Below are 23,685 nucleotides of genomic sequence, written 5' to 3' on the forward strand. Positions count from 1 at the left end.
CGCCGCCGCCGGCCCGACGCCATGATCGGCCGGACCCTCGACGACCGCTACGCGATCCTCCGGCTGATCGGCCAGGGCGGGATGGGCGCGGTCTACGAGGCGCGGCACACCGGCACCGGGCGCCGCGTCGCGGTCAAGGTCATCCTCGGGCAGGCCGCGGACGACGACGTGCTCCGCCGCTTCCAGCGCGAGGCGCGCGCGGTCGGGGCGGTCGAGTCGGAGCACATCGCGCAGGTGTTCGACACCGGGCGCGACCGCGAGACCGGCGCGCCGTACATCGCGATGGAGTTCCTCGAGGGCGAGGACGTGCAGGCCCTCATCGAGCGGCTCGGCCCGCTGCCTGTCGATCTCGCGCTCCGCATCGGCCTGCAGGCGTGCCTCGGGCTCGAGCGCGCGCACGAGGCCGGCGTCGTCCACCGCGACATCAAGCCGGCGAACCTGTTCCTCGCGCGGAAGCACGGCGGGCAGCGCGTGATCAAGCTGCTCGACTTCGGCATCGCAAAGATGTCGGACCAGGGCCTCGGCAACGGCGGGATGACGAAGAGCGGCGCGCTCCTCGGCTCGCCCCTCTACATGTCGCCCGAGCAGGCGCGCGGCAGCGGCGCCGTCGACGCGCGCTCGGACGTCTGGTCGCTCGGGGTCAGCCTGTACCACGCCCTCTCGGGGCACCGGCCGAACGAGCACCTGACCGGCCTCGGGGAGCTCGTCCTGGCCATCTGCACGACGCCCGTGCGCTGGATCCAGGAGATCGCGCCGTGGGTGCCGCCGGAGGTCGCCCACGTGGTGCACCGGGCGCTGGTCATCGATCCGGCCGGCCGCACCGCGAGCGCGGGCGAGCTCGCGGCCGCGCTGCGCGCGTTCCTGCCGAACGGCGAGGCGATCGTCGAGGCGATGCTCGCGCCGCTCGGCGCCGACGCGCGCGCGTCCCGCCCGTCGATGGCGTCGCTCGGGCCGCAACCGCCGTCGGGACCGCAACCGGCGGCGTGGCCGCATACGCCGTCGGGGCCGCAACCGGCGGCGTGGCCGCAACCGCCGTCGGGGCCGCAACCGGCGGCGTGGCCGCATACGCCGTCGGGGCCGCAACCGCCGACGGAGCCGCGACCGCCGGCGGGGTCACAACCGCCGGCGGGGTCGCAGCCGCCGGCGGGGTCGCAGCCGCCGGCGGGGACGCACGCGCTGTCGGGCACGGCGCCCGCCACGAGCGTGCGGCTGTCGAACCGCCCGGAGCGCACGGCGGCGCGCCCGCCCGTCGCGCTGCTCGCCGGCGGCATGCTCGCCGCCGCGGTCGCGGTCGGCGCCGGCATCCACATCGCGCTCCGCGGCGAGTCGCCGCCGGCCGCGCCCTCGGCCGACCAGCCGCAGCCCCCGCGCGCCGAGCCCGAGCCCCCGCGCGCCGAACCCGAGCCGCCGCGCGCCGAGGCGCCGACGCCCGGCCTCTCGCCCGCCGCGGCCTCGACGGCGCCCGAGGCGCCGCCCTCGCCGACGACGAGCGCGACGGCGCCGCCGACGTCGATCGCGCCCGCCGCTGCATCGGCGCTGGCGTCCGCGAGGCCCGCCGCACGCCCGCCGGCGCCCAGGCCGTCCGCCAGGCCGCCGGCGACCCCCAGGCCCCCGAGGAACGACGATGACGAGACATCGAGGAAATAGCCGCGTCGCGTGGTGTGTCGCCGCGCTCCTGTCGCTCTCCGCCGGCGTCGCCCGCGCGGAGCCCTCCGCGGAGCAGGCGGCGGCGGCCGAGGCGCTCTTCCGCGAGGGGCGCGAGCTCGTCGCCCAGGGCAAGCTCGCCGAGGCGTGCCCCAAGTTCGCGGCGAGCCAGCGGCTCGATCCAGGCTACGGCACCCAGTGGAACCTGGCCGACTGCCTCGAGCGCGTCGGCCGGACCGCGAGCGCCTGGGCGGCGTTCCGCGAGGCGGCGGACATGGCGAGCCGCGCCGGCCAGGCCGAGCGCGAGGCCAAGGCGACGCGCCGCGCGGCCGATCTGGAGAAGAAGCTCGAGCGCCTCACCGTCGCGGTGCGCGCGCCGGCCGACGGGCTCGTCGTGCGGCGCAACGGCGCGGTCCTCGACGCGGGGGCGTGGGGCGCGCCGCTCCCTGTCGATCCGGGCAAGCACCGCGTCGAGGCGACCGCGCCCGGCAAGAGGCCGTTCTCCGCGGAAGCGCAGACCGCGGGCCCCGGCAACACCGTCACGGTCGAGATCCCGCCGCTCGAGGATGACCCCGCGGCGGCGGCGGCGGCAGCGGCGGCGCCGCAGCCCGCCGGACCGGTCGATCCGCGGCCCGACGCGCCGCCCCGGCCCGCCGGGGGCGGCGACGGGGACGGCGGCGCGAGCACGCGCCGCGCGCTCTCCTTCGTGGCCGGCGGCGTCGGCGTCGCCGGCGTCGTGACGGGCTCGATCTTCGGGCTGATCGCGAGCGCGCGGTGGAACCGGGCCCAGGACGAGCACTGCCGGACCGAGACGCTCTGCGACGACAAGGGCGTGGCGCTGGTCGACGACGCCAGGAGCGCCGCGGCGCTCTCGAACGTCGGCTTCGTCGTCGGCGGCATCGGGCTCGCGGCCGGCGTCGCGCTGTTCGTGACGTCGCTCGACGACGCGGAGCCCGCGGCGGCGCGGGTCGTGGTGATGCCCGCGCTCGGGACGACCGGCGGCGGGCTGGCGATCCAGGGCCGCTTCTGACGGGCGGCCGGCGCGCGCTCAGGCGGAGAAGGTCACCGGGAGCGCGCGGAGGCCGCGGACGAGGAAGCTCGGGATCCACTCCAGGCAGGGCTCGGCGATCGCGAGGTCCGGCAGCCGCTGGACGATCGTGTTGAGCACGACCTGGGCCTGGACGCGCGCCAGCTGGGCGCCCAGGCAGAAGTGGATCCCGCCGCCGAACCCGACGTGCCGGGTGTCCTTGCGCAGGATGTCCATCCGCTCCGGGTCCGGAAAGCGATCTGGATCGCGGTTCGCCGCGAGGAGGAAGCCGAACGCGATCCGACCTGCCTCGATCCGCACGCCGCGGATCTCGACGTCCTCGCGGGCGCGGCGGGACGATTGGTACCCGACACCGGCGTAACGCAGGATCTCCTCCACCGCCTTGTCGATGAGCCGCGGATCCTCCCGGAGCATCTGCATCTGGTCAGGGTGGTTGATCAGGGCCAGCGCGCCGTTGCCGATGAGGTGCGTCGTCGTCTCGTGACCGCTGGCGAGCAGCAGCGCGCACGTCGAGATCAGCTCGGCGTCGCTGAGCATGCTGCCCTGCTCCTCCGCGAGCAGGAGCCGGCTGAGGACGTCGTCGCCGGGGTGCGCCCGCCGCTCCGCGATCAGGCCGCGGAGGAACTCCTCGAACCCGACGACCCCCTGATGGCCGAGCTCGATGGTGTCCTCGTCGGGCACCGGCGCCCCGAGCAGCCGGAAGAGCGCGTCGGACCACCCCTTGAGCCGCTCGGTGTCCGCCGGCGAGATCCGGAGCAGCCTCCCGATGACGACGCCGGGCAGCGGGTACGCGAGGTCACCGAGGAGGTCCATGCGCCCCCTGGCCGACGCCGCGTCGATCATCTCGTCCGCGACCCGCTGGACCAGCGGGCGCAGCCCCTCGACCACCTGGGGCGTGAACGCCCGGGCCACGAGGCTGCGCAGCCGCGTGTGCCTGGGAGGGTCGGCGAGCACCATCCAGTGAGCGATGAACTCGTCGTACCGCTTCAGCTTCTGCCGCAAGAGCGCAGGGACACCGCTGATGTAGTAATCGACGCGCTCCGCCGAGAAGCGCGGATCCCGCAGGATGAGCTGTACGTCCTCGTAGCGGGTCAGACAGTAGACGTTGAGCTGAGGGTCCCAGTAGACGGGGGCCTCGGTCCGCATGCGCTGGAACGTCGGGTGTGGATTGGCGGAGAATTCAGGACCGAGAAGATCGTATCTCGGCGCAGCGCCACGGACTCCCATCGTGAACCGGCTCCTGGTGAATTCGGGGTACCGTGCATCGTAGCACCGGCGCAGGCAACCGGCCCGATCAGCGAGCACCTGGACGAACGGAATCAGGGAGACAGAGGTGCCAGGATGGAACGGAGTATTCTGCCCGGCGATCCTGCGCGCCGGCCGCTGTAAATGTAGGACAGCGCGCCGGAGACGCGATGACGCGCTCAGCCGTCATCGCACGGTTCGACACGACACCAGACATGCAACCCACGGCTCGTAGGGGGAGTCCGGAAAGTCCATACGTCACCGCACGTCGCGGCCACGCCCCACAAGCGTGTTGCAGCCCACGCCTCGTTCATCGACCGCTGAGTCCGCCATCGCCCCTGCCCGAGCGCTTGAGCTCCCGCACGACGATCGCTCCGTGGTTGCGGCTCGGGGGGTCAGGGTAGAAGTCGCTGACGATGTGATCCCTGTCGGGCACGGTGAACCCGTAGCCCCTGTACACCTCGAGGAACGGATCGATGAGGCACCCGTTCAGCTCCATGAACGCGTAGTCGCGCGCGTCGACCTCGCCGTGCCGCCGGCAGTAGGCGTCATAACCGGGGATCTTCGCCCCGGCGACGACGTAATCGAGGCCGAGCTCCTCGGCCAGCCTGACCGGCGTCTCGATGAGGAGCGCATAGCCCCGGGCCCCGCGCGCCTCCCGCCGGAGCGTGCCCGACACGAGGTAGAGGGCGTTCGCGGTGGCCATGTCGACGTCCGGCAGGTTGCCGTGGTTGGTCACCTCATCCCAGCTCCTGAAGCCCTTGCCCCCGCTGCGCTCGTACCGCGTCAGGCAGCTCGTGAGCGTGCCGATGATCTCGCCGTCCTGCTCGAAGACCCAGAACCCCTGGGGGAACTTCGCGAGCCGGACGAGCATCGTCTCCCGGCTCGCCCGCTGGTACTCGGGCCAGTCCTCCTCGACCCGCATGATCGCATCCATGTCCGTGACGCTGGCTCGACGCGCCTTCACCATGGCTGACCTCCCCGGCGCGACCCGACGTCGCGCCATCCATCCTCACAGCTTGCCGCTCCTCATCGCCGCGACGAGCGCCAGCCCGTCGTGGCCCGGGTCGGACGCCACCTGGCGCGCGATGGCGTCCGCCGCGGCCTGCGCCTCCTCGAGCACCGCGCGCTCGTCCATCGTGAGCACCTCTCCGTCGCGCATCACCGTCCGCCCCGCGACCATCACCCTCTTCACCTCGGTGCCGCGCGCGTTGTACACGAGGTTCGGCACGATGTTCCGCACCGGGGAGTCGAGCAGCGGAGAGAGGCTCGGCTCGCGGAGATCGATGAGGATCAGGTCGGCCTGCTTGCCCACGTCCAGCGACCCGATCTGATCCCCGAGGCCGATCGCCCGCGCGCTGTCGATGGTCGCCATGCGCAGCACCTCCCAGGGCGGCATCACCTTCGGATCGCGCCGCGCGATCTTGTTGAACAGCGCGGTGAGCCGCATCTCGTTGAACATCGAGCACGCGCTGTTGTCCGAGCCGAGGGCCACCGTGCCGCCCGCCTGCTTGAAGGCGAGCGCCGGCGGCACGATGCCGTCGATGAGGCCGATGGCGCTGGAGCAGAGCATCATGCGGACGCCGCGGCGGGCCATGAGCTGCACCTCGTCCTGCGTCGCCTCGGTGAGGTGGACGGCCATGAGCTGATCGTCCAGGTAGCCGAGCTCGTCGAGGTACGCCGGGGTCCGCTGGCCGTGGCGCGCGAGCACCTGCGCGATCTCCCGATCTCCCTGGGCCACGTGCATGTGGATCATGAGGCCTTCGCGATCGGCGGCGCGCTTGATCTTCTGGAGATGCTCCCGGAGCACGGCGTCCGCCGCGACCGGCCCGAGCAGCACGGTGATGCGCCCCTCCGCCGCGCCGTTCCACTCGCGCGCAAACGCGACGGCCGCGTCGATGTCGTCGCCGACCTCCGGATCCAGCGGATAGAGCCCGTCGAGCTTCGCGTCCATGCCGAGCGCGCTGATCGAGGCGGCGAGGCGACCCCGGACGCCCGCGGCCGCGTACGCCTGCGGCCAGCCGGGGAAAGGGGCGATGTGGTCGAGGAAGGTCGTTATCCCCGACTTGATCCCCTCGAGGAGGGTGAAGCGCGAGCGCGCGAGCGCGTCCGCGTCGTTCACGTACTTGTAGTAGATCCAGTAGGCCTTCTCGAGCCAGTGGTCCACGTCCTGCGCCACGCCGCGGATCACGTTGACCGTCGAGTGCAGGTGCGCGTTGATGAACCCCGGGAGCATGGCGTGGCCTGTCGCGTCGATCCGCTCCTCGGCGGTGAACCGCGCCGAGAGCTCCGCGGTCGTGCCGACCGCCGCGATGCGCCCACCCTCGATCGCGACCGCTCCATCGCCGATGTACCCCACGCCGTCTCCGCGCATGGTCAAGGCGTGTGCGTGCACAACGAGCGTGTCGGCATGTTCCATCTGAGAGCTCCTTTCCGGTTGCGACGGCGCGCCGGCGCCGACGCCGAGTCCATGAAGCAGGCAAAGCGAGAGGGAGTAAGGAAGATGGATAGTTCGACCGCTCAGGACTGTCCCAGCACCCTCCCGACCTTACGCCACGACGGGCGCGAGGTGACGCGCTCCCACCAGGCCGCCACGCCGGGCCGGCTCGACACGAAGTCGCCGCCGCCGGAGGCGATCAGGTAATTGATGTACGGCATGTGCGTGATGTCCGCGAGCGAGAACGTCCCGCCGGCGAGGTACGGCTGGGTCGAGAGCGTCCTGTCCATGACGTCGAACGCCAGGGCCACGTCCTTTTTGGCCTTCTTCAGCATCGGCTCGTCGGGCGGCGGGGGGAAGTACACAGCGCCAGGGCTGCTCCAGACGAGGTTGTAGACGGGCCCGCTCCGGATCACGTCATAGGCGGGCCCGCTGAAATACGATTGCTCGCAGCTGATCCATTGCTCCATCCGCGCCCACTCCCGGATATCGCGCGGCGTGAGCGAGGCGCCGGGCAGGCGCTTATCGAGGTAACGGATGATCGCCCTCGACTCGTAGAGGAGAAACCCGTCGTCCTCGAGCACGGGGATCTCCCCGAACGGGTGCCGCGCCAGGTGCTCGGGGAGGGTCTTGTCCTCGCCCATCAGCACGTTCACCTCGACGATCTCGGCCTCGTGCTCCTTCTCGGCGAGGACGGTCAAGACCTTCTGCGTACACGTGCTCTCCGGCATGCCATAGACCTTCATGGGAACCTCCTTGTTGCCTTCGCCGTTCACGTCCTCGATCGGCGCCGCACCCGGCGTCTCCGCGGGCGCGCCGCGACCGCGCGCCTGTCACCGGCGCCCGTCGACCGCGCGCTCCGCCGGCGGCAGGTGCTCGAGCAGGTAGCGCGTGAGGAGCTGGACCGTCGGATACTCGTACGCCAGCGTCGACGGCACCGGCTGGCCGGTGCGCGCGGACAGCTCGTGGCGCAGATCCACCGCCATGAGCGAGTCCATCCCGAGCTCGCGCAGCGGGAGATCCGTGGGGATGTCGCGCGCGTCCGGCAGCAGCAGGACCGCCGCCACGTCGGCCCTCACGGCGGCCTCGACCTCCGCCGTCCGCGCCTCGGCGGGGAGCGCCAGCAGCCGCTCGACCCACGGCGTCGGCGTCCCGGGCGCGCGCGCCGCCGGGGCGGCGCCGTCCAGCGCCGCGCCCGCGCCGTCCAGCGCCGCGCCCGCGCTCTCCAGCGCCGCGCCGTCGCCCGCCGCCGCGAGGAGGCTCGCCGTCGCGGCGAGGACGTTGGCCGCCGCGGCGACGCCGTCGCGCGCCATCGGGACGCCGTCGAGGAGCAGCGCGCTCGGGCGCGGATGGGCCGGCGCGGCCTCGCGGCGCGGCGCCCGCGGCTCGGGCGACGGGTTGAGCCAGTACCGCTGCCGCTGCCACGGATACGTCGGCAGCGGGACGAAGCGCCCCTCCGGGGTGAGCCGCCGGAAATCCACGGCGGCGCCGCAGGCGTACAGCGCCCCGACCGACTGCATCAGGCACCGGAGCTCATCCTTCCCCCGGCGCAGCGTGGGGATCGCGTGCCCCTCGGTCGCCGACGCGGCGAGGCACCGCTCCAGGTAGCCGGCGAGCACCGGCTGCGGCGCCACCTCCAGGAAGGCGCGGTGCTGCTCGGCGATCGCGGCCTCGACGGCGCGGGCGAGCTGCACCGGCTCCCGCATGTTCCGCGCCCAGTACACCGCGTCGAGCTCCCCGCCGGACACCCGCGCTCCGGTCACGGTGCTGTACATCGGCAGCGACGCCCGCCGCCGCGCGACCGGGCCGAGCGCCGCGATGAGCTCGCCCGCGAGCGGCGTCATCTGCGGCGAGTGGAACGCGTAGTCGACGTTCAGCGAGCGGCACGCCACGCCCCGCTGCCCGAGGCGCTCCACGAGCTCCGCGAGCGCGGGCGCCTCGCCCGACAGCACCACCGAGCCGGGATCGTTGATCGCGGCCACGCAGACCCGGTCTTCGTACCCCTCGAGCGCGCGCGCCGCGTCCGCGGCGCTCAGCGAGACGGAGGCCATCTTCCCGCCGCCGGTCGCGCGCTGCATGATCCGCCCGCGGATCACCGCGAGCCGCACCGCCTCCTCCAGGCTCAGCACGCCGGCCACGTACGCGGCGGCGATCTCGCCCACGCTGTGCCCGATCACCGCGTCGGGCGCGACGCCCCACGCGCCGAGGAGCGCCGACAGCGCGACCTGGATGCCCAGGATCGCCGGCTGGGCCACCTCGGTCTCGTCGAGGCGCGCGCTCGCCTCCGGCGCGGCGAGCTCGGCCGCGAGCGAGAACGGGGCGTGCTGCTTCACGACCGCGTCGACCGCCTCGAGCGCCGCCCGGAAGACGGGCTCGGTCGCGAGCAGCGCGCGCCCCATGCCGACCCACTGCGACCCCTGCCCCGAGAACACGAACGCGAGCCGGGTCCGCGACGCCGGGTTGGCCCGGCCCTTCGCGATCCCGGGGCGCGGCGCGCCGGAGGCGAGCGCCGCGAGCGCGTCGGCCAGCTCCTCCGTGGAGCGGGCCACGATCGCCGCGCGGTGCTCGTGGTGGCTCCGCCGGACGGCCGCCGTGGCGGCGATGTCGTGCACGCTCGCCGCGCCGTCGCGCGGCGCCTCCGTCAGGTGGCGGTGGTACGCCTGCGCCAGCGCGACGAGCGCGCCCGGGCTGCGGGCCGAGAGCGGCACCACGACGGCGGATCGCCGCTCGCCCGCGACGGCGGCCGCGGCGGGCGCGGGCGCCTCCTGCAGCACGACGTGCGCGTTGGTGCCGCTCAGCCCGAACGAGCTCACGCCGGCGATGCGGGGCTTGCCCCCCGCCGCCCAGGGCAGGTTCTGCGTGGGGATGACGAACGGGGTCCCGGCGAGATCGATCCTCGGGTTCAGCGTCCGGTAGTGCTGGTTGGCCGGGATGACCCCGTGCTCCATCGCGAGCACCGCCTTGATCAGCCCCGCCACCCCGGCCGCGGCCTCCAGGTGCCCGATGTTCGACTTGACCGCGCCGAGCGCGCACACCGAGCCGTCGTCCCGGGGCTGCCCGAGCACGCCGGCGAGCGCCTCCACCTCGATGGGATCGCCCAGCGAGGTCCCGGTCCCGTGGGTCTCGACGTAGCCGACGTCCGCGGGCGAGACGCGGGCGCTCTGCAGCGCCTGCCGGAGCATCGCCTGCTGCGCGAGGAGGTTCGGCGCGGTGAGGCCGGAGGAGCGGCCGTCCTGGTTGACCGCCGATCCGCGGATCAGCGCGAGGACGCGGTCGCCGTCCGCCAGCGCGTCGGACAGGCGCTTGAGCACCACGACCCCGCACCCCTCGCCGCGGACGAAGCCGTTCGCGCGCGCGTCGAACGTCTTGCAGCGCCCGTCCGGCGAGAGCGCCTTCAGCTGCTCGATGAGCCGCGTGATGAGCTGCGACAGGATGAGGTTGACCCCGCCGGCCAGCGCCAGCGTGCTCTCGCCCGCGCGCAGGCTCTGACAGGCGAGGTGGACGGCGACGAGCGACGACGAGCACGCCGTGTCCACGGCCATGCTCGGCCCCTCCAGGCCGAGCGCGTAGGACAGCCGCCCGGCCGGGAAGCAGTGGCCGTTGCCCGTCGCGGCGTACGCGTCCTGCTCCTCCGGCGCCCCCGCGGCGCTGAGCAGCTGGTAGTCGTTCGTGGTGATGCCGACGAAGACGCCGGTGCGCGTCCCCGCCAGCCGATCGGCGGCGATGCCGGCGTGCTCCAGCGCCTCCCAGGCCACCTCGAGGAGCAGGCGCTGCTGCGGGTCCATCTTCACGGCCTCGCGCGGCGAGATCCCGAAGAAGTGCGCGTCGAACCCGTCGACTTCGTTCAGGAAAGCGCCCCATGGCAGGACGTCGTACCCGGGCGGATCGAGCGCGAAGCGCCCCGGGGGCGCCTCGGACACGGCGTCGACGCCCGCCTCGAGGAGGCGGAAGTAGCGCTCCGGATCGTCCGCGCCGCCGGGGAAGCGGCAGCCCATGCCGATGATCGCGATCGGCTCGGTCTTCTCGCGCTCGACCGCGCGGAGCCTGGCCTCGAGCTCCTTGATGGCGGTCGCCGCCTTGAGCAGGCGTGAGAGGTACTCGTCTTCGGAGATGGCGGAGGTGGTCATCGTCTCTCGCTCCCCAGGATCTCGTCCTGGCCGTTGTTCACGCGGTTCAGGGATTCATCGATGAACGCGAGGATCTCGTCCCGGCTGAGCTGCGCCGGAGGCGCGGCGCGCGGTGCGTCGCCGAGCGCCGCGCTCGCCTCGGTCGGCTTCACGCGCGCCGCGTCCGGCGGCGGCAGGTCCATCCTGTCGATCAGGTGCTGCGCCAGCGACGCCACCGTCGGGTAGGTGAACATCAGCGCGACCGAGAGCCTGATCCCGAGGCTCGCCTCGAGGCGGTTGCGCAGCTCGAGGCCCATGAGCGAGTCGACGCCCAGGCTGCGGAACGTCGCCGTGGCGTCGACCATGGACGCGCCGAGGTGGATGACGCGCCCGAGCTGCTCCCGGAGGTGCTCTTCGAGGAGCCGCGCGCGCTCCGCGGGCTCCGCCTCGATCAGCGCCTCGCGGAGGCGCGGCGCGCGGCCCGCATCGGACGTCTCGCGCGCCCTGCTCCGCTCCGCCTGCCGCAGCTCCGACAGGAAGGGAGCGCCCGCCGCGCTCGGGTAGAACTCGAGCCACTGGCGCAGATCCAGCCGGAGCACCGCGATCTGCGCCGGCGCGCCCTCGAGCAGCCGCCCCAGCGCCTCGAGCCCCTGCGCCGGCGTGAAGCCGCCGACGCCGCGGTGCGTAAGGCGGTCCCCGAGCCCCCGCGCCGCGACGCCGCCCGCCTCGGAGAACATGCCCCAGTTGATGGACAGCGCCGGGAGGCCGAGCGCGCGGCGGTGGTGCGCGAGCGCGTCGAGGAACGCGTTGGCCGCCGCGTAGCTGCCCTGCCCCGAGGGCCCGAGCAGCGAGGCCGCGGACGAGTACATCACGAAGAGGTCCAGCCCGCGGTCGCGCGTCGCCTCGTGCAGGTTCCACGCGCCCTGCACCTTGGGCGCCATCACCCGCCGGAAGCGCTCCGCGTCGAGCGAGAGCGCCGTGGCGTCCTCGAGCACCATGGCCGCGTGCACGACCCCGCAGAGCGGCGGCATCTGCGCGTCGATCTCGGAGAGCACCCGGGCCACGTCGTCGGGCCGCGACACGTCGCCGCGGAGCGCCAGCACCCGGGCCCCCTGCGCCTGCATGGCGTCGATCGCCGCCCGCGCCGCCTCCGGCGCGCCGCTCCGGCCGACGAGCGCCACGTGGCGGGCGCCCTGCGCGATCAGCCACCCGGCCAGGCCGAGCCCGAGGCCCCCGAGCCCGCCGACGATCAGGTACGTGCCGTCCGCGCGCACGCCCGGCCGGGCCGGCGCCCCGGCGGCCCCGCGCCGCGCCGCGGCCGCGCACGCGGCGAAGGAGCTCCTCGCGAGGCGCGCCACGTACCGCCCGTCCGCGCGCAGCGCGATCTGGTCCTCCCCGTCGCTCGCGCAGATCGCGCCGAGCAGGGCGCGCGCGGCCTCGTCCGCGGCCCAGACCGGGTCGAGGTCCACGCGCGCGCAGCCGATCTCCGGGTGCTCCATGGCGAGGGTGCGCCCGAGCCCCCAGAGCGGCGCCTGCGCCACGCACAGCGGCGAGGCCCCGGCCCCCGCGGGCTGCGCCCCGCGCGTGACGAGCCACGCCGGCGGCGGGTCGCGCCACCTGCGCTGGAGCACCGCCTGCGCCAGGTAGAGCGCGCTCAGGCTCCCCAGGCGCTGATCCGCCTCGAGCGTCGCCGCGGTCGTGGCGTCCGCCGCGGTCGCGTCCAGGCTGAAGAGGTGCACCACCCCGCGGCACGCCGCGTCGCCGCCGAGCGCGTCGTGGAGCAGCGCGCGGTAGCCCTCGGGATCGGCCGGATCCACCTCGAAGAGCGCCGGCTCGACGCGGCGGTAGCGCGCGCCCGCGGCGACCCGCACGCACGCCTCCCCTCGCTCCTCGAGCAGCGACGCCAGGGCCGCCCCCGTGCCGCCGCGATCCATGAAGATCACCCAGGCGCCCGCGGACGGCGCGGCGGCCCTCGCCGGCGCTTCCTGGAGATCGCCGGCCCGGCGCCAGTCGAGCGCGATCAGCCACTCCTCCGCGGGATGGCGCCCGGGGTGACGCCCGAGCAGCGCGCCGGCGGCGATCCGCTGCGCGCGCAGCCCCCGGACCTCGGCGACGACCTGCCCGTCGTCCTGGAGGATCCGCAGATCCCCCACGGGCGGCCCGACCTCCCCGGCCTCGCGCGGGCGCAGGCGCGCGTGCACCCACGCCGTCCGGGTGGGGCGCTGGTGGACCCGCGCGAGCTCGACCCCCACCGGGACCAGCGCGCCGTCGCCCGCGCGCAGCGCGTCGTCGGCGAGGAACAGCCTCGCCAGCACCTGGAAGCAGGCGTCCAGGAGGGCGGGGTGGAGCCGGTACGCCGCCGCCGACGACGCCACGCCGTCCGGCGCGCGCACCCGGCCGAGCGCCTCGCGCTCGCCGAGCCAGAGCTGCTCCAGGCCCTGGAAGCTCGCGCCGTAGTGGATCGAGATCGCGCGCATCCGCTCGTGGTGCTCCGCGGCCGAGACGGCCGCCGTGCAGCGCGCCCGGAGGTCGCCGATGTCGCCCGCCGCCTCGCGCAGCGGCGCCTCGGCGCCGCCGGTCGGCCGCGCGAGCACGCTGCCGGCGGCGTGGCGCGTCCAGCCGCCGCCCTCGTCGTCGCGCGTGAACACCTGGAACGAGGCGCGGCCCGCGCCGTCGTCGACGAGCGCGACGTGGACCGACCGCGCGCCCGCCTCCGGGAACGCCAGCATGCGCTCGAACGTCACGTCCTCGACCGCGCGCGCCCCTTCGCCGTGGACCTCCGCCGCCGCGGCGAGCGCCATCTCGAGGTAGGCCGCGCCCGGCAGGACGATCTCGCCCTCGACCCGGTGGTCCGCCAGGTAGCCGAGCGCCCCGTCGGGGCTCAGGTCCCGCTCCCAGAAGCGCGCGCCGGGCTGCGTGGCGACCGAGAACGACGCCCCGAGGAGCGGGTGCGCCGCCGCCTCGCCGCGCGCCCGCCGCGGCGTCCGTGGCGCGCCGGCCGGCCGCGCGCCCGCGTCGATCCAGTGCCGCTCGCGCTCGAACGGGTAGGTCGGCAGCGGGACGCAGCGGCCGCGCGCGGGGAACAAACGCGCCCACGCCACCGGGTAGCCGCGCGCGTAGAGCGCCGCGAGCGACTCCAGCAGCACGCGCCGCGCCCCCTGGTCCCGGCGCAGCGACGGCACCGCCGCCCCCCCGTGGTCGCCGTGGCGCAGCGCCTCCTCGACGGCGGGGAGCAGCACGGGGTGCGGGCTCATCTCCACGAAGATCGCGTGGCCGCCCTCGAGCAGCTCCTCCACCGCCTGGCAGAACAGCACCGGCTCCCGCAGGTTCCGCGCCCAGTAGCCGGCGTCGAGCGCCTCGTCGTCGCACCAGCCGCCCGTCACCGTCGACCGCATCGCCACGCGGGGCGGCCCCGGCGCGATCTCGCGGAGCGCCTCGAGGAGCTCGCCGCGGAGCGGCTCCACCTGCGGGCTGTGCGACGCCACGTCCACCTTGATCTGCCGGCAGAAGACGCCCTGCCCCGAGAGCGCCGCGAGCACCTCCTCCAGCGCCTCCGGCGCGCCGGCCAGCACCGTGGATCGCGGGCTGTTGCTCGCCGCGACCGACAGCCTGTCCCGGTGGCCGGCGATCGCCGCCTCGGCCTCGTCCAGCGGCAGCTCCACGACCGCCATCGCCCCGCGCCCGCTCAGCCGGCGCAGCAGCCTGCTCCGGCGGCAGATGACCCGCGCCGCGTCGTCCAGGCTCAGCGCCCCGGCGACGTGCGCGGCCGCCGCCTCGCCCATGCTGTGGCCGACCACCGCGTCGGGCTCCACGCCCCACGATCGCCACAGCGCCGCGAGCGCGACCTCCATCGCGAACAGCGCCGGCTGGACGACGTCGATCTGCCCGAGCCTCGAGCGGCCCTCGTCCGCGCCCAGCTCGTCGAGGAGCGACCACCCGGTCTCCCGCCGGATCGCCGCGTCGCACGCCTCGATCGCCTCGCGGAACACCGGCTCGCTCGCGAGCAGATCGCGCCCCATGCCCGGCCACTGCGACCCCTGGCCCGGGAACACGAACACCACCTTCGGCCGCTGCTCCGCGCTCGCCTGGCCGCGCGCGAGCCCCGGGCGCTCCGCGCCGCCCGCGGCCGCGTCGAGCAGCGCGCAGAGCTCCTCGCGCGAGCGCGCCACCGCCGCGAGGCGGTGCTCGTGGTGCCCGCGCCGGACCGCCGCGGTGTAGGCGACGTCCCGGAGCGACACCGCCCCCGCGCGGCCCCCGTCGGCCAGGAAGTCCCGGTACGACCGCGCCAGCGCGAGGAGCGCCCCCGGGCTGCGCGCGGACAGCGGAACGACGACCGCGGGCGCGTCCGCCTCGTCGAGCGCGGCGCCGTCGCCCGCGGCCACCGGCGGGCGCGGCGCCTCCTCCAGCACGGCGTGGGCGTTGGTCCCGCTCATCCCGAACGAGCTCACCCCCGCCAGCCGGCGCCGCGCCCCCGGCCGCCACGGGACGGGCTCGGTCGGGATGACGAACGGCGTTTTCTCCAGCGATATCCGCGGGTTGAGCGCCTTGAAGTGCAGGTTCGCCGGGATCTCCTCGCGCTGCAGCGCGAGCACCGCCTTGATGACACCCGCGACCCCGGCGGCCGCCTCGAGGTGCCCGATGTTCGTCTTCACCGCCCCGAGGACGCAGGTGGAGCCGTCGTCGCGCGGCCCGCCGATCACGTCGGACAGCGCCTCCATCTCGACCGGATCGCCGAGCGGCGTCCCGGTCCCGTGCGCCTCGACGTACCCGAGGTCCGCGGCGGAGACGCCGGCGCTCTCGAGCGCCTGCCGCAGCAGGGCCTTCTGCGCGAGGACGCTCGGCGCCGTCAGGCCCGTGGAGCGGCCGTCCTGGTTCACGGCCGAGCCGCGGATCACCGCGAGCACCGGGTCGCCGTCGGCGAGGGCGTCCGAGAGCCGCTTCAGCACGATCATCCCGCAGCCCTCGCCGCGCACGAAGCCGTTCGCCTGGGCGTCGAACGTCTTGCAGCGCCCGTCGACGGAGAGCGCCTGCGAGGCGACGAGCGCCTGCGTCAGCCACGGCGCGAGCATGAGGTTCACGCCGCCCGCCACGGCGAGCGAGCTCTCCCCGGCGCGCAGGCTCTGGCAGGCGAGGTGGATCGCGACGAGCGACGACGAGCACGCCGTGTCCACGGCCATGCTCGGGCCCTGCAGCCCGAGCACGTAGGACAGCCGCCCGGCCGGGAAGCAGTGCCCGGTGCCGGTGATGGCGTACATGTCCAGCGCCGCGTCCGCCGCCGCGCAGACCCGGTCGTAGTCCGTCATCACGACGCCCACGAACACCCCGGCCCGCGTCCCCGCGAGCCGCTCCGGCGGCTGCCCCGCGCGCTCCAGCGCCTCCCAGGTCACCTCGAGCAGCAGGCGCTGCTGCGGGTCCATGCTCTTCGCCTCGCGCGGCGTGATCCCGAAGAAGCGCGCGTCGAAGAGGTCCACGTCCTTCACGAACGCGCCCCAGCGCGCGGCGCGCTGCTCGGCCCCGCCGGGCTCCGGCGCGTCGACGGGCCACCGCGCCGCCGGGACCTCGGTCACCGCGTCGCGCTTCTGCTCGAGCAGCTCCCAGAACGCCTCCGGGGTCGCGGCGCCGGGGAAGCGGCACGCCATCCCGACGATCGCGATGGGCTCGGTCCTCGCGCGCACCTCCGCGTCGAGCCTCGCCTGCAGCTTCTTGATGGTGAGGAGCGCCTGCTTGACGACAGGCAGTTGTTCGCTGCTCATCCGACCGGCCCTCCCGCGACGGACAGGATGCTCTGGAGCAGCAGCTCCTCGGCCCTGTCGTCCGACATGCCCGCGATCTCTTCCTCGAGGCCCGACAGCAGATCGGCCGGCGCGGCGGCGCCTCCGCTCCCGGGCGCGCGCTGCGCCGCCTCTGCCGGGCCCGGCGCGGGCCCGAGCTCGCGCAGCAGGTGGTCGCTGAGGGACGCCACGTCGCCGTAGGTGAACAGCAGCGCGGCCGACAGCTTGAGCCCCGTGCTCGACTCCAGCCGGTTCCGGAGCTCGATGGCCATGAGCGAGTCGAGGCCGAGGCTCCTGAACGGCGCGAGCCGCGGGATGCGGGACGCGTCCTGGCGCAGGCTCTTGCCGAGCTCCTCGCGCACGTGCTGCTCCACGACGGCCGCGCGGCGCTCGGGCCGAGCGCCCTCCAGCGCCGCCTTCAAGCGCGACGGCGTCGGCGCCGCCGCCTCCTCGGGGCCGCGCTCCGCGCTCAGGAGCTCCGACAGGAGCGGCGCGCCCGCCGCGCTCGGGTAGAACTCGACCCACTGGCGCAAGTTCAGGTCGATCGCCCCGATCTCGGGCATGTCGGCGGCGAGCACCCGCGCCAGCACCTCCGCGCCTTGCGCGGGCGTGAAGCCGCCGATCCCCCGGTGCGACGGCCGCGCCGCCGGGCGCTGCGGCTCCGCCTCCGGGCCGCGCGCCGCGAGATCGCCCCAGTGGACGCTCAGCGCCGGGAGCCCGCTCGCGCGCCGGTGCTGGGCGAGCGCGCCGAGGAGCGCGCTCGCCGCCGCGTCGGCGGCCTGCCCGGGATAGCCGATCAGCGACGCGCCGGACGCGTACAGGACGAAGAGGTCGAGCCCCCGCTCACGCGTCATCGCGTGCAGGTTCCACGCGCCCAGCGCCCTCCGGACCAGCCCGTCGCGGAGGCGCGCCGCGTCGAGCTCCAGCGCGGCCCCGTCCTCGAGCGCCTCGGGCGCGAGGAGGATCCCCCGGAGCGGGGGCGCGCTCCGATCGATCTCCGCCAGCACCCTGGCCACGTCGCCGGGCCGCGCCACGTCGGCGCGCACGACCCGCACCGCGGCGCCGGCCGCCTCGAGCGCCTCCCTGGCGCTGGCCCAGGCCGGCGTGGGGGTGTCGTCCTCGGCGACGAGCGCGAGGTGGCGGGCCCCCTGCGCGACCATCCAGGCGGCCGCCGACGTCGCCACGCCCCCGAGGCCTCCGGCGATCAGGTACGAGCCCTCGCCGTCGAGGCGCGCGCCCCCTTCCGCGAGCAGCTCCGGCGCGGCGCGCGCGAGGCGCGCCACGTGGCGGCCGCTCGATCGGAGCGCGACGTCGCCCTCGCCGTCCGTCGCCTCGAGCTCTCGCAGCAGCGCGAGCGCGTCCTCCCGCGCGGCCGCGCCCCCGCCGTCCGGCCTCAGGTCGACGCGCGCGCACCCGAGCTCCGGCTGCTCGACGGCCAGCGTCCGGCCGAGCCCCCACAGCGGCGCCTGCGCCACCGACACGGCCGCAGAGCCCGCGCCCGCCGCCTGGGCGCCGCGCGTCACCAGCCACAGCTTCGGCGTGTCGCGCCACCCCATGCGCAGAAGCGCCTGCGCGAGGCGCAGCGCGCTCGGCGCGCCGAGCGCCTGATCCGCAGCGAGCGCCTCCGCCGTCGCCTCCTGCGCCGCGGCGTCGAGGCTCCACAGGTGCAGCGCGCCGCGCGGCGCGGGCTGGCCGGCGAAGGCGTCGCGGAGCGCCGCGTGGATCGCGCCGGGGTCCGACGGGTCGACGGCGTAGAGATCCGGCCCGAGGCGCGCGTACCGGTCGCCCGCCGCGATCCGCACGCACCGCTGGCCGCGCTCGCGCAGCAGGGACTCGAGCGCATCGGCCGTCCCCCCGCGGTCGCCGAGCAGCACCCAGGCGCCGGGCGGCAGCGCGCGCGGCGCGCGCTGCGCCTCGGCCGCGAGGTCCTTCCGCCGCCACGCGACGCCGTGGAGCCACGCGTCGGCGGCGTGGCGCCGCGCCGGCGCCCGCGGGGAGAGCCGCCGGAGGCGCAGCCCCTCGGCGTCCGCCACGGTCTGCCCCGCGTCGTCGAGCAGGCGCAGATCCAGGGTGACCTCGCCGGCCTCGACGCCGTCTCCGGAGCGCAGCCGGCCGTGCGCCCAGAGCGCCGCTCCCGGGCTCCGAAGGACGCGCAGGCGCTCCAGCGCGACAAGCACCGTCATGGCCCCGGCCGGCGCCGCGGCGAGGTCGAGCAGCCCTGCCGCGGCCTGGAAGCACGCGTCGAGCAGCGCGGGGTGCACGCGGTAGGCGGGCGCCTCCTCGCCCAGCGCTCCCGGCATGCGCACGCGCCCGAGGACCTCCCCCTCGCCGATCCAGAGCCGCTCCAGGCCCCGGAAGCTCTCGCCGAACGACAGCCCCGCCGCGCCGAGGCGCTCGTGGTGCTCCGCCCCGCTGATCTCGCGCGGGCACCGCGCCTGGATCGCCCCCGGCGCCTCCCCGCCCGGCGCCTCGCCCGCCGCGCCTTCGCGCCACCGCAGCCTCCCGGCCGCGTGCCGGGCCCAGGCTCCGCCGTCGAGGCTCGACACGGCGAACGCCGCCTCCCCGGCGCCGTCCTCCGTGACGACGAGCTGGGCTCTCCGCCCGCCCTCCGGCGGGAGCACGAGCATCCGCTCGAACACGACCGCCTCGATCGCCACCTCGGCGGCGCCGCGCAGCTCGGCCGCCGCCGACAGGGCCATCTCCACGAAGGCGGCCCCCGGCAGCACAACGTCCTGCTGGAGGCGGTGATCCGCCAGGTAGGGCAGCCGATCGACGCCGATCTCCTGCTCCCAGAAATGGGTCCCCGGCTGCATCGACGAGCTGAGGCGGCGGCCGAGGAGCGGGTGCCCGAGCTCCGCGCCGCCCGTCGCCGCGGCGCGGGCCGGGGCGCGAGGCGCGCCGTCGTCGATCCAGTACCGCTCGCGCTGCCACGGGTAGCTCGGCAGCCGGACCGCGCGGCCGCCCTCGGGGAACAGCCGCCTGAAGTCCACCGGGTGGCCGTACGCGTACACGGCCCCGAGCGCCGCGAGGATCGTCCGCCGCTCGTCGTGGCCGCGCCGCAGCGAGCCGAGGGCCACGCCCTCGTGCCCCCCGTCGCGCAGCCCCTCCTCGATCGCCGGCGCGAGGATCGGGTGCGGGCTCATCTCCAGGAACAGCGCGTGGCCGTCGCTGGCGAGGCGCGCCACCGCCGGCGAGAACAGCACCGGCTCCCGGAGGTTCCGGACCCAGTACGCCGCCGTGAGCTCGGCGCCCTGGCCGATCTCCCCCGTCACCGTCGAGACGATCGGCACCAGCGCGGCGGCCGGCGCCACCTCCGCCAGCGCCTCCCGGAGCTCGTCGAGCAGGGGATCGACGTGCTGGCTGTGCGAGGCCACGTCCACCTTGATCCAGCGCCAGAAGACGCCGCGCCGCTCGAGCCCGGCCAGGATGTCCTCCAGCGCGCCCCGGTCCCCGGACAGCACCGTGGACCTCGGGCTGTTGCTCGCCGCCACCGAGGCGCGATCCTCGTGGCCGCGGAGGGCGCGGGCCGCCTCGGCGAGCGGCAGCTCGACGAGCGCCATGGCGCCGCCCGCGCGGAGCCGCCCGAGGAGCCGGCTGCGGCGGCAGATGACGCGCGCCGCGTCCTCCAGCGAGAGCGCCCCCGCGACGTGCGCCGCCGCGACCTCGCCCATGCTGTGGCCCACCACCGCGTCGGGCTCGACCCCCCACGACCGCCACAGCGCCGCGAGGGCCACCTCCACCGCGACGAGCGCGGGCTGCACGACGTCGATCCGGTCGAGCCGCGAGCGGCCCTCGTCGGCGCCGATCTCCTCGAGGAGCGACCAGCCGAGCTCGCGCCGGATCGCCCCGTCCCACGCCTCGAGCGTCGCCCGGAAGACCGGCTCGGCCTCCGCGAGCGCGCGCCCCATCCCGACCCACTGCGAGCCCTGGCCCGGGAAGACGAAGGCGATCTTCGGCCGCCTCCCCGGGCTCCGCTCGCCGCGGGCGACGCCCTCGCGCGGCTCGCCCCGCACGAGCGCGTCGAGCAGCTCGGCGAGCTCCTCTCGCGATCGGGCCACGATCGACGCGCGGCAGTCGTGGTGGCCGCGCCGGACGCCCGCGGTGTAGGCGAGATCGCGGAGGCTCGGGCTCTCTTCCGCCGGCGTCTCTCGGACGAGGTCCCGGCACGCCTCCGCCAGCGCCGCGAGCGCCTCGGGCCGGTGCGCCGACAGCGGCACGAGCTGCGGCGGCTCCTCGCCGGCCGGATGGAGCGCCTCCCAGCGCACCGGCTGGCCGGCGGCGTGGAGCGCCCCGAGCGACTCGAGCAGCACGGCGCGCTCGTCCTCGCCCCGGCGGAGGGAAGGCAGGACGATCGCCTGCCGGCCGGCGTGCTCGGCGCACGCCTGGATCGCGCGGCTCGCCATCGGCGCGGGGCTGACCTCGAGGAAGGTGGCGTACCCCTCCCGCGCGAGCTGCGACGCCGCGTCCGCGAAGAGCACCGGATCGGCGAGGTTCCGCACCCAGTGCTCGGCGTCGAACCGCGCGCCGTCGAGGAGCGAGCCGGTCACGCCGGAGGCGATCGGCACCGACGCCGGGCCGGGCCTCACCCCGCGCAGGCATTGGAAGAGCTCCCCCCGAAGGGCGTCGATCTGCGCCGTGTGCGGCGCGACCTCGATGTGCACGCGGCGGCAGAAGACGCCCTGTCCGGAGAGCGCCGCGAGCAGCTCGGAGAGCGCCTCCGGGTCCCCCGCCACGACCGTCGACGCCGGGCTCTCGCGCACCGCGCGGCACAGGCGCCCCTCGTGGCCGGCGAGCGCCCTTCCGGCGTCCTCCCACGACAGCGCCACGAGCCCCATCGCGCCGCGGCCGCGGAGCCGCGCGATGAGCCGGCTCTGCTCGCAGGTCACCAGGATGGCGTCCTCCAGGCTCAGCACGCCGGCGACGTGCGCCGCCGCGCACTCCCCGACGCTGTGCCCCACCACGGCGGCGGGCTCGACGCCCCACGAGCGCCACAGCGCCGCGAGCGCGACCTCGACGGAGACGATGGCGGGCACGGACACGTCGATCGCGTCGAGCCACGGCCCGCCCTGGCCCGCCGCGAGGAGCGCGAGCAGCGACCAGCCCAGGTGCTCCTGGATGATCGCGTCGCACCGCTCCACGACCGCCCGGAACACGGGCTCGCGGTGGAGGAGCGATCGGCCCATCCCGGCCCACTGCGATCCCTGGCCGGGGAACACGAAGACAGGCCTCGGGCGCTGATCGGACGGCGCATGGCCCACCGCCAGCCCGGGCCTCGCCTCGCCCGCGAGGTACCCTTCGAGCAGCCCCCGGAGCTCGCCAGGAGAGCGCGCCGCCGCCGCGAGGCGGTGCGGCTCGTCGCTCGAGCGCGCCGCCGCCCGGCGGCACATCCTCGAGAGCGGCGCGAGGTCTCCCGACGCCGCGAGGTCGTCGAGGACCTCCCCGGCGAGCGCGCGCAGGGCGCCGGGGCTCCCGGCGGAGAGCGGGAGCAGCGCTGCCTGGGAGGGCCACGGCCCCTCGAGCACCACATGGCAGTTCGTCCCGCCGATGCCGAACGAGCTGACCCCCGCGAGCGCGGGCCTCTCCGGCTCGGGCCAGGCGCCGAGCGCGCGCTGCACCGCGAGGCGCAGATCGTCGAAGGGAATATGAGGGTTGGGCGTCTCGAAATGGAGGCTCGGCGGCAGCTCCCGGTGTCTGAGGCAGAGCGCCACCTTGATGAGCCCCGCCACGCCCGCTGCGGACTCGAGGTGACCGATGTTGGTCTTCACCGATCCGAGGAGGAGCGGCCGCTCCGCCGGACGGCCCGCGCCGAGCACCGCGCCGAGCGCCCTGGCCTCGATCGGATCGCCGAGCAGGGTCCCTGTTCCGTGCGCCTCCACGTAATGGACCCCGGCGGGGTCGACGCCGGCCCGCGCGTAGGCCGCCCGGAGCAGCGCCTCCTGGGCGGCGGGGTTGGGCGCGGTCAGGCCGTTGCTGGCGCCGTCGTTGTTGACCGCGCTGCCTCGGATCACGCAATAGATGGGGTCTCCGTCGCGAATGGCCTGCGCGAGGGGCTTGAGCGCGACAACGCCGCCTCCCTCCCCCCGGACGTACCCGCTCGCGCGCGCGTCGAAGGTGAAGCACCGCCCGCCCGGCGACAGCGCGCCGAACTTGGACACGCCGATCGTGCTCTCCGGGATGAGGTTCAGGTTCACGCCGCCGGCGAGCGCCAGCGTCGATTCGCCCCGACGGAGGCTCTCGCACGCGAGGTGGACCGCCACGAGCGAGGCGGAGCACGCCGTGTCCACGGAGAGGCTCGGCCCCTCCAGGCCGAGCGCGTACGAGACGCGGTTGGCCACGATGCTGTGGTGGAAGCCGATCGCCGAGTGCTGGGTCAGGGCCTCGGGCCCGGCGCGGTGGACCAGCATTCCATAGTCCATCCAGGCCACCCCGAAGAACACGCCGGTCCGGCTCCCCTTGAGCTCCCCGGCGGCGATCCCCGCGTCCTCGAGCGCCTCCCAGGACAGCTCGAGCATGAGCCTTTGCTGGGGGTCCATGTGGACAGCCTCTCTCGGGGAGATGCCGAAGAACTGCGGATCGAACTGGTCGATGTGGTCCAGGAACCCGCCAGAGCGGGTATTCATCTTGCCTGGCGCCGAGATGTCGGCGTCGAAGAGCGCGTCCGGATCCCACCGCGACCGCGGCGCCTCGGCGATCGCGTCCACCCCCTCGCGGAGCAGCCGCCAGAAGGCGCCGGGGCTCGGGGCCCCGGGGAAGCGGCAGGCCACGCCGACGATCGCAATCGGCTCTGCCTCGTTTGCCGCGGCGATCCCCGCAGGCCGGCGCGGGGCCGCGGGCGCCGCGCCCGCTGGCGAGGCGAGGTGGCGCGCCAGGGCGTCCGGGGTCGAGTGCTCCCAGATCAGGAGGGGTGATAGAGGGCGACCGAGCCTCCGCGAGAGCTCGTCGATGAGGACAGCAGCGCCCTGCGAGTCGATTCCATAACGACTGAATTGTTCGTGAGCATTGACGCTCCGCGGGTCGACGCCCCGCGTCGTCGCAATGCGATCGACGAGCCAATCCCGGATGAGCTCCGTTGTGCGGGCCACACTTTGTACTTGCATGTGGATGCCTCGGCTTCGGGCAGCAAGTGGATGAATGTTCGGCGCAAGACGCTCGAAGCGGACTGCAAAAGCGAAGCGCGAGCAAGACAGGCGCTATCCCGGGGACGACGCCATCCCCTCAGCCCCCCTCAATGGCCGCCCCCGCTCGCTTCACGAATGAGCTTGTCTCGCAATCCAGGACTCGGCCACTCACTATCGAACAAAGCAGTGTAATAGCGTACAGAGTAAAGACATTTTATCTAAAGGAGTCGGCGTGTAGGTGAAATGCGCCGAACCGAAGCGACCATGAGTGTCGCTTGCCTGACGGGTCGCCGCTCGCGGCCTCTGGACGCGGGGC

At 75.2% G+C, this 23,685-nt stretch carries 9 protein-coding genes; 2 read left to right on the top strand and 7 right to left on the bottom strand.

Annotated elements, in window-relative coordinates; genetic code table 11:
* Positions 1-21: 21 nt before the first annotated feature.
* Positions 22-1,647, top strand: coding sequence for a protein kinase domain-containing protein (locus WME76_RS29040; protein ID WP_437955513.1), 1,626 nt, complete (start codon positions 22-24; stop codon positions 1,645-1,647).
* Complete coding sequence (locus tag WME76_RS29045) at positions 1,625-2,674, top strand: hypothetical protein (protein ID WP_437955514.1); 1,050 nt, start codon at positions 1,625-1,627, stop codon at positions 2,672-2,674. The genes WME76_RS29040 and WME76_RS29045 overlap by 23 nt, the downstream gene beginning before the upstream one ends.
* A gap of 18 nt (positions 2,675-2,692) precedes the next feature.
* On the opposite strand, the gene WME76_RS29050 is transcribed toward WME76_RS29045, so the two are convergent.
* The 7 genes from WME76_RS29050 to WME76_RS29080 form a co-directional block, all read right to left on the bottom strand.
* Positions 2,693-3,838, bottom strand: a complete 1,146-nt coding sequence (locus tag WME76_RS29050) for a cytochrome P450 (protein ID WP_437955515.1) — start codon at positions 3,836-3,838, stop codon at positions 2,693-2,695.
* 409 nt (positions 3,839-4,247) lie between these two features.
* Positions 4,248-4,943 carry a hypothetical protein gene (locus WME76_RS29055; RefSeq protein ID WP_437955516.1) on the bottom strand — a complete coding sequence of 232 codons (696 nt, stop codon included), beginning with the start codon at positions 4,941-4,943 and terminating at the stop codon, positions 4,248-4,250.
* A gap of 6 nt (positions 4,944-4,949) precedes the next feature.
* Positions 4,950-6,356: an amidohydrolase family protein gene (locus WME76_RS29060; RefSeq protein ID WP_437955517.1), complete on the bottom strand. Its 1,407-nt coding sequence runs from the start codon at positions 6,354-6,356 to the stop codon at positions 4,950-4,952.
* Positions 6,357-6,457: 101 nt separating this feature from the next.
* Positions 6,458-7,120 carry a glutathione S-transferase family protein gene (locus tag WME76_RS29065; protein WP_437955518.1) on the bottom strand — a complete coding sequence of 221 codons (663 nt, stop codon included), beginning with the start codon at positions 7,118-7,120 and terminating at the stop codon, positions 6,458-6,460.
* 87 nt (positions 7,121-7,207) lie between these two features.
* Complete coding sequence (locus tag WME76_RS29070) at positions 7,208-10,501, bottom strand: type I polyketide synthase (RefSeq protein WP_437955519.1); 3,294 nt, start codon at positions 10,499-10,501, stop codon at positions 7,208-7,210.
* Positions 10,498-16,233: a type I polyketide synthase gene (locus WME76_RS29075; protein WP_437955520.1), complete on the bottom strand. Its 5,736-nt coding sequence runs from the start codon at positions 16,231-16,233 to the stop codon at positions 10,498-10,500. The genes WME76_RS29070 and WME76_RS29075 overlap by 4 nt, the downstream gene beginning before the upstream one ends.
* The gene (locus WME76_RS29080; protein ID WP_437955521.1) at positions 16,230-23,348 is read right to left on the bottom strand and encodes an acyltransferase domain-containing protein; all 7,119 of its coding nucleotides are present in this window, start codon (positions 23,346-23,348) and stop codon (positions 16,230-16,232) included. Before WME76_RS29080 ends, WME76_RS29075 begins: the two co-directional genes overlap by 4 nt.
* Positions 23,349-23,685: the final 337 nt, after the last annotated feature.

It is taken from the genome of Sorangium sp. So ce119, from assembly GCF_051524405.1.
Classification (GTDB): domain Bacteria; phylum Myxococcota_A; class Polyangia; order Polyangiales; family Polyangiaceae; genus Sorangium; species Sorangium cellulosum_G.